This is a genomic window from Pseudonocardia sp. ICBG601 (genome assembly GCF_020496245.1).
This window is the reverse complement of the sequence record NZ_JAHLJA010000172.1, coordinates 1-6,205: the sequence shown is the minus strand read 5'-3', so window position 1 is coordinate 6,205 and position 6,205 is coordinate 1. Positions and strand designations below refer to the sequence as shown.

Sequence of the window (6,205 nt, the reverse complement as noted above, 5' to 3'; positions counted from 1 at the left end):
CAGGTCCGTCTCGGCACGGCCCCGGGTGGGACGGCGCCGGCGCCCACCCCGACTGGGGAGTTCGGGTGGCGCGGTGGAGCCCGCGCGTCTTCGGGCGTGGAGCGGACCGGTTGTGGGAGCCGGCACGCCACACCCACGGACATCGACCGTCCCGGTCCCGGCCCCGTGGCCGGGACCGGGGACGGACGCCGGCCGGCACGACACACACGCACACACCACGGGGACGGACGGCGCACCGGGGGGTGGCACGTGGACGGAACTTCCGGCGACGGCGCCACCCCGCGCGACGAGCGCGCGCCCGGTGAGCGGCACACCCGGTCCTGCTGGAGCGGGTGACCGAGCTGCTCGACCCCGCCCTGCGCGACCGGGACGCGGTCTACGTGGACGCCACCCTCGGCATGGGCGGCCACGCGGCCGCGCTGCTGGCCGCGCACCCCCGGCTGACCGTCGTCGGCATGGACCGGGACCCGCAGGCCCTGGAGCTCGCCGGCCGCAGGCTCACCGCCTACGCCGACCGGCTGCACCGGGTGCACACCGTCTACGACGACGTCGCCGGCGCACTGGAGCAGGCGGGGGTGCCCGCCGCCGACGGCATCCTGTTCGACCTGGGCGTGTCCTCGCTCCAGCTCGACGAGGACGCCCGTGGCTTCTCCTACTCCCGCGACGCCGACCTCGACATGCGGATGGACCCGACCACCGGGCCGACCGCGGCCGACGTCCTGAACTCCTACACCGCCGGTGAGCTCCGCCGGATCCTGCGGGAGTACGGCGAGGAGCGGTTCGCGGGCCCGATCGCGAACGCGATCGTCCGGACCCGGGAGAAGCGCCCCTTCACCCGCAGCACCGAGCTCGTCGAGCTGCTCTACGGCGTGGTCCCGGCCGCGTCCCGGCGCACCGGCGGGCACCGGCGAAGCGGACCTTCCAGGCCCTGCGCATCGAGGTGAACCGCGAGCTCGAGGTCCTGCGCGACGCGCTGCCCGCGGCGCTGGACGCGCTCGCCCCGGGCGGGCGGATCGTCGTCCTGTCCTACCACTCGCTGGAGGACCGGATCACCAAGCGCGTGTTCGCCGAGCGCGTCCGCTCGCGGACCCCGGTGGACCTGCCGGTGGAGCTCCCCGGACACGGACCGGAGTTCCGGCTGCTGACCCGGGGCTCCGAACAGGCGTCCGACTCCGAGGTCGCCCGCAACCCGCGGGCCGCCCCGGTGCGGCTGCGCGCGGCCCAGCGCGTGGAGGACGGGCCGTGAGCACCCGTGGCACGGCCCCGAGCACGCAGGCAGTACCGGCACGGCGGAGAGGCAGGAACCCCCGATGAGCACACCCGTCATCGAGCGCCCGGGCACCCCGGGCGGTGGCCGGGCACGGCCCGACACCCGCCAGAGCCGTCGCACCGCGGCGCCCCCGCGGATCCCGGCCCAACGCGGCCCCGGCGACGCCCGCCGGGTGGCCGACCAGCGCCGTCGCACCGCGGCCAGGGAGAACACCGGCCGCGCGAAGTTCGTGCTGGTCGTGATGGTGCTGCTGGTCTCGGGTCTGATCGCGACGCTGTGGCTGTCGACCGCCGCGGCGGCCGACTCCTACTCGCTGCAGGCGGCCCGGGAGCGGACCGCGTCGCTCACCGAGCAGTCCGAGGCGCTCCGCAAGGAGGTCACGGTGCTGCAGAGCCCCGGCTCGCTCGCCGACCGCGCCGCCGCCCAGGGCATGGTCCGGGTGACCGACCCGGCGCGCCTGGTCGTCGCCCCGGACGGACGCGTGGACGTCGTCGGGGAGCCGATGGCCGCCGTCGCCGCGGCGCCGGCCGTGCCACCCGTGCCGCCCGCCGCCGACGCCCCGGCACCGCAGACCCCGCCCGCGCCGCCGGCCGGGCAGCCGGGCGCCGCCACCACCGACCCGGCCGCAGAGGGCGGCGACGCCGCCCCGGGCGGGGCCGCGGGCGCCGGTCAGGGAGCCGGGCAGGATGCTGGTCAGGGTGCCGGTGAGGGCACCGAGCGCGAGGTCCCGGCCGACACCCGGGCGGCGGGCGGGAACTGATGGTCTACGCGCCGCCGCGCCCCCGGCCGCGGGGGCAGGGCCCACGGGGTGGACGGCGCCGGTCCCCGGCCGACGACCCGCGGTTCCGGCTGCGCCTGGCCTGGGTGGCGCTGGCCGCCCTGCTGCTGGTGTCCGGGGCGAAGCTCGTCGTCGTCCAGACGGTGCAGGCGGGCACGTTGACCGCGGACGCGGAGAAGCAGCGCGCCAGCCGGATCGTCGTTCCGGCCGAGCGCGGATCCATCACCGACCGCAACGGCGCCGTCCTGGCCTTCTCCACCGAGTCCAAGGCGCTCGTCACCAACCCGCGTCTGATCAACTCGACCAAGGGCGCGGACGCGGTCGCCTACAAGAACCGGATGGCCGAGGCCGTCGCCGCGGTGACCCACGGCGACCCCGAGGAGCTGAAGCGGGCGCTGAACAGCGACCGCGGCTACGTCGTGATGGCCACCGCGGTCGACCCCGGGCCCGCCCGTGACCTGCGCAGGCAGTTCCCGGAGATCGCCGAGGAGAGCCGCGAGGCGCGCCAGTACCCGAACGGGACGCTCGCCTCGAACATCATCGGCGCCGCGACCTGGAGCGCCGACGCGCAGAAGCTCATCGGCCGGATCGGCCTGGAGTCCTCCGACGACGCCCTGCTCGCCGGGCGCGACGGCTTCCAGATCGCCGACACCGCCGAGGGCAGCGGCACCGTCATCCCCGGCAGCGTGCGCTCCGAACAGGCCGCGGTGTCCGGCTCCGACGTGCAGCTCACCATCGACTCCGACCTGCAGTTCCAGGTGCAGCGGATGCTGGCCGACTACGCGGGCCGCGCCGAGGCGCGCAGCGGGTCGGCCGTCGTCCTCGACCGGGCGACCGGGCAGGTGCTCGCGCTCGCCGACAACACCTCGTTCGACCCGGCGCAGCTGCTGTCCGCGGACCCGAACACGCTGGGCAACAAGGGCGTCACCACGCCGTTCGAGCCCGGTTCGGTCAACAAGGTGGTCACCATGGCCGCCGCGCTGGAGGCCGGCGTCGCCAAGCCCGACGACGTGCTGGCCGTGCCCGGCAGCATCGAGGTCGCCGACCGGACGATCAAGGACGCCTGGGAGCACGGCCTCGACCACTACACGCTGACCGGTGTGCTGGCGAAGTCCTCCAACGTCGGCACGCTGATGACCGCGCAGAAGGTCGGCGAGGACCGCTTCTCGGACATGCTCGCGAAGATGGGCATCGGGCAGAAGACCGGTGTCGGGCTGCCCGGCGAGAGCGGTGGGCGGGTCCCAGCCCGCGCGACCTGGTCCGGCTCGACCTTCGGCAACCTGCCGATCGGGCAGGGGCTGTCGATGACCGTGCTGCAGATGGCCGGGATGTACCAGGCCATCGCCAACGACGGCGTCCGGATCCCGCCGCGGATCGTCGCCGCGACGACCGGCCCGGACGGCGTCCGGGTACCGACCGAGGCACCCGAGCCGGTGCAGGTGATGTCGCCGCAGACCGCGCAGACGCTGCGGACGATGCTCACCGCCGTCACCCAGAAGGCGCACGGCCAGTCCGGCACCGGGCCCGCCGCCGCGGTGCCCGGCTACGAGGTGGCGGGCAAGACCGGCACCGCCCAGCAGGTGGACCCGGCGACCGGGGCGTACTCGCGCTCCCAGTACTGGATCACCTTCGCCGGGATGCTCCCGGCCCAGGACCCGCGGTTCGTGATCGGGATCATGCTCGACGCCCCGAAGGGCGGGACGAGCGCGGCCCCGCTGTTCCACGACATCGCCTCCTACCTGGCCCAGCGCGACGCGGTGCCGGTGCAGACGACGCCCGCCCCGGTGCAGACCCTGCAGATCAGGTGACGGCGCGGCCGGGTGCGGTCCGGCTGCGTCGGGCGGTCCCGGCCGCTGCCCACCCGTACGGGTGTCGGCCGGGCCGCCGTGCGCCCTGCCCGGCGGCCCGCCCACCGGGCCGGAACCTGCGCCGGATGGCCGTATCCGGCTGGTCGGACGGCCGGGTGCCGGTCGTCTGTCCGCCGCCCGCCGCGACCTCCTCCGTGAGCGGTCGGGGGCGTCCGACCGGGGGGAGGGGCGGCCCGTGCCGGTCGGTAATCTCCGGCCCTGTGCCCGACCTCCACACCGCAGCCACCGCCCGCTCCCGGAGCACCGGTGGAACCGCGCACGACGGCGGGCCGGGTGGCGTGGTCGGCGACCGGACGGGGACGGGTGACGTGGCGGGTCCGCTCGAGTCGCTGCCGGAGCGCCCCTCGCAGGTGCGCCCGGTCGACGTCGCGCTGCTCGGGCGGCTCGCCGGTGCCGAGCTGACCCGCGCACCGCGGGCAGCGGCCACCGGCCCCCCTGCTCGACCCCGCCGCCGGGCCGCACACCGTCACCGGCGCGACCCTGCGGGCGGGCTCGGTGCGCCCCGGCGACCTGTTCGCGGCGCTGCCCGGCGCCCGGGCGCACGGCGCCGACTTCGCCGCGCAGGCCATCGCCGCCGGCGCCGGCGCGATCCTCACCGACGCCGCCGGCGCGGACCGCGCCGAGATCCGGCACTCCCGGCTCCCGGTGCTGGTGCACCCGAACCCGCGCGAGGTCCTCGGGCCGGTCTCGGCCGCCGTCTACGGCGAGCCCACCGCCCGGCTGCGGGTGCTCGGGGTGACCGGCACCTCGGGCAAGACGACCGTCGCGCACCTGCTGGAGACGGGCCTGACCGCCGCCGGACGGGCCACCGGCCTGCTCGGCACCGTCCGGACCCGGGTGCAGGTCCCCGGCAGCCCGGCCAGGGCGCTCCCCAGCGCGTTCACCACCCCCGAGGCGCCGGACCTGCAGGCGCTGTTCGCGGTCATGGTCGAGGCCGGCGTGACCGACGTGGCCATGGAGGTCTCCAGCCACGCGCTCGAGCTCGGCCGGGTCGGCGGCTCCCGGTTCACCGCAGGGGCCTTCACCAACCTGTCCCAGGACCACCTGGACTTCCACCCCACGATGACCGACTACTTCGAGGCCAAGGCCCGGCTGTTCGGCGGTGGCGGGGCGGGGGTGGATGGCCGCGCGGCACGCGGTCGTCTGCGTCGACGACGAGTGGGGCCGTCGGCTGGCGGCCCGCCACCGCGACGCGGTCACCGTCTCCTCCGAACCGCGCGGACCGCACGCCACCTGGACGGTCCGCGACCTCACCGCCCACCCCGACGGCACCCAGACCTTCACCGCGGTCGGCCCCGGCGGGCTCGCCGTGCCGGTCACCCTGAGCCTGCCCGGCCGCTACAACGTCGCGAACGCGCTCGTCGCGCTGGCCGTGCTCGACGCCGACGGGATCGCCCCGGAGACGGCCGCGGCCGGGTTCGCCCGGGCGTCGGTGCCGGGTCGGATGCAGCGCGTCGACGCCGGTCAGCCCTGGCTGGGCGTCGTCGACTACGCGCACAAGCCCGCCGCCGTCGCCGCCCTGCTCGACGCGCTGCGCCGCCAGGTCCGCCCGCACGCGCGGGTGATCACCGTGCTCGGCTGCGGCGGGGACCGCGACACCGGCAAGCGCCCGCTGATGGGCGCCGCCGCCGCGATCCGGTCCGACGTGCTCGTCGTGACCGACGACAACCCCCGCAGCGAGGACCCCGGCGCGATCCGCCGCGCGATGCTCGACGGCGCGTTCGCCGAGCCCGCCCGCGGCGACGTCATCGAGATCGGCGACCGGCGCAGCGCGATCGTCTACGCGTTCCGCTCCGCCCGCCCCGGCGACGCCGTGGTGGTCGCCGGGAAGGGCCACGAGGCGGGCCAGGAGATCAACGGCGTCAAGTACCCGTTCGACGACACCGACGAGCTGGTGGCGGCGATCCGGGCGGCGACGTGACGCGCCGCGGGGCATCACGGCGGGCCGTGCCGGCACCCGGCACGGCCCGCGCACGGGCAGGAAGACGGATCGGACCGGTGGAGGCGAGCGGGCGATGATCGAGATGACGCCGGCGGAGATCGCGGCCGTGACCGGCGGGCGCTTGCACCGCATCGACGACGAGGCCGCCGCCCGCACCGGTCACCGCCGTCGAGTTCGACTCCCGGAGGATCGGGCCGGGCGGGCTGTTCCTGGCGCTGCCGGGGGAGCGGGCCGACGGCCACGACTTCGCCGCGCAGGCCGTCACCCGCGGGGCGACCGCGGTGCTGGCGGGCCGCGAGGTCGACGGCCCCGGCGATCGTCGTGCCGCCGGTCGAGGGGCGCGACAG

Annotated in this window: 3 protein-coding genes and 2 pseudogenes; all 5 read left to right on the top strand. The window is 76.6% G+C overall.

Going from position 1 to position 6,205, the window contains the following annotated elements:
* Positions 1 to 320: 320 nt before the first annotated feature.
* A pseudogene (rsmH, locus tag KPL57_RS56840) lies at positions 321 to 1,246 on the top strand (16S rRNA (cytosine(1402)-N(4))-methyltransferase RsmH).
* Positions 1,247 to 1,310: 64 nt separating this feature from the next.
* Complete coding sequence (locus tag KPL57_RS56835) at positions 1,311 to 2,030, top strand: hypothetical protein (RefSeq protein ID WP_226358464.1); 720 nt, start codon at positions 1,311 to 1,313, stop codon at positions 2,028 to 2,030.
* Positions 2,030 to 3,856: a penicillin-binding protein 2 gene (locus KPL57_RS56830; RefSeq protein ID WP_083696096.1), complete on the top strand. Its 1,827-nt coding sequence runs from the start codon at positions 2,030 to 2,032 to the stop codon at positions 3,854 to 3,856. Before KPL57_RS56835 ends, KPL57_RS56830 begins: the two co-directional genes overlap by 1 nt.
* A gap of 495 nt (positions 3,857 to 4,351) precedes the next feature.
* A pseudogene (locus KPL57_RS56825) lies at positions 4,352 to 5,837 on the top strand (UDP-N-acetylmuramoyl-L-alanyl-D-glutamate--2,6-diaminopimelate ligase).
* 209 nt (positions 5,838 to 6,046) lie between these two features.
* Positions 6,047 to 6,205: Mur ligase domain-containing protein (locus KPL57_RS73225; RefSeq protein ID WP_374203940.1), on the top strand; the 159-nt coding region annotated here is incomplete at its 3' end.

Excerpts from the sequence above, each read along its gene's own strand:
- KPL57_RS56835 (WP_226358464.1), top strand. The coding sequence starts at position 1,311 with ATGAGCACACCCGTCATCGAGCGCCCGGGCACCCCGGGCGGTGGCCGG.
- KPL57_RS56830 (WP_083696096.1), top strand. The coding sequence starts at position 2,030 with ATGGTCTACGCGCCGCCGCGCCCCCGGCCGCGGGGGCAGGGCCCACGG.